Source organism: Paraburkholderia silvatlantica (assembly GCF_003096715.1).
GTDB classification, from domain to species: Bacteria; Pseudomonadota; Gammaproteobacteria; order Burkholderiales; family Burkholderiaceae; genus Paraburkholderia; species Paraburkholderia silvatlantica.
In genome coordinates, this window is sequence record NZ_QEOL01000081.1 from 1 (window position 1) to 1056 (window position 1056).

Consider the following 1056-nt stretch of genomic DNA (forward strand, 5'->3'; position numbering starts at 1 on the left):
CTCACGCATGAGCGCGCCCGAGTTGCGCGCGACCGTCTCGCTCGCGGCGATCTTCGCGCTGCGCATGCTCGGTCTCTTCATGATCATGCCGGTGTTTTCCGTCTACGCGAAAACCATTCCCGGCGGCGACAACCTTCTGCTGGTCGGCATCGCGCTCGGCGCCTACGGCGTCACGCAGTCGCTTCTCTATATCTTCTACGGCTGGGTCTCGGACAGGGTGGGCAGAAAGCCCGTCATTGCGACCGGCCTCGTCATCTTCGCGATCGGCAGCTTCGTCGCGGCGGGCGCGCACGACATGGTGTGGATCATCGTCGGGCGGGTGATCCAGGGCATGGGCGCGGTGTCGTCGGCCGTGCTGGCGTTCATCGCCGACCTGACCGCCGAGGAGCACCGCACCAAGGCCATGGCGATGGTGGGCGGCTCGATCGGCATGTCGTTCGCCGTGGCCATCGTTGGCGCGCCGATCGTGTTCCACTGGGTCGGCATGAGCGGCCTGTTCGCGCTGGTCGGCGTGTTCTCGATTCTCGCGGTGGGCGTGGTGATCTGGGTCGTGCCCGACGCGCCCGGCAAGCCCGTGCACGTGCGCGCCCCGTTCGCCGAGGTGCTGCACAACGTGGAACTGCTGCGCCTGAACTTCGGCGTGCTCGTGCTGCACGCCACCCAAACGGCGCTCTTTCTCGTCGTGCCGCGCCTGCTCGTGGACGCGGGCCTGCCGGTCGCGTCGCACTGGATGATCTACCTGCCGGTCATGGGCCTCGCGTTCGTCATGATGGTGCCGGCCATCATCGTCGCAGAGAAGCGGGGCAGGATGAAGGCCGTGCTCCTTTCTGCGATCGGTCTTATCCTGATCGGCCAGCTATTGCTCGGCTCGCTCGCGCATACACTTGTCATCGTGTCGGCCGTGCTGTTCGTGTACTTCCTCGGCTTCAACATCCTGGAGGCTTCGCAGCCATCGCTCGTCTCGAAGCTCGCGCCGGGCAACCGCAAGGGCGCGGCCACGGGCGTGTACAACACCACGCAGTCGATCGGGCTCGCGCTCGGCGGCGTGGCGGGCGG

At 66.8% G+C, this 1056-nt stretch carries 1 protein-coding gene; it reads left to right on the forward strand.

The window, feature by feature from the left end; all coding sequences use genetic code 11:
• Nucleotides 1-7: 7 nt before the first annotated feature.
• Nucleotides 8-1056: MFS transporter (locus C7411_RS36850; RefSeq protein ID WP_110858018.1), on the forward strand; the 1049-nt coding region annotated here is incomplete at its 3' end.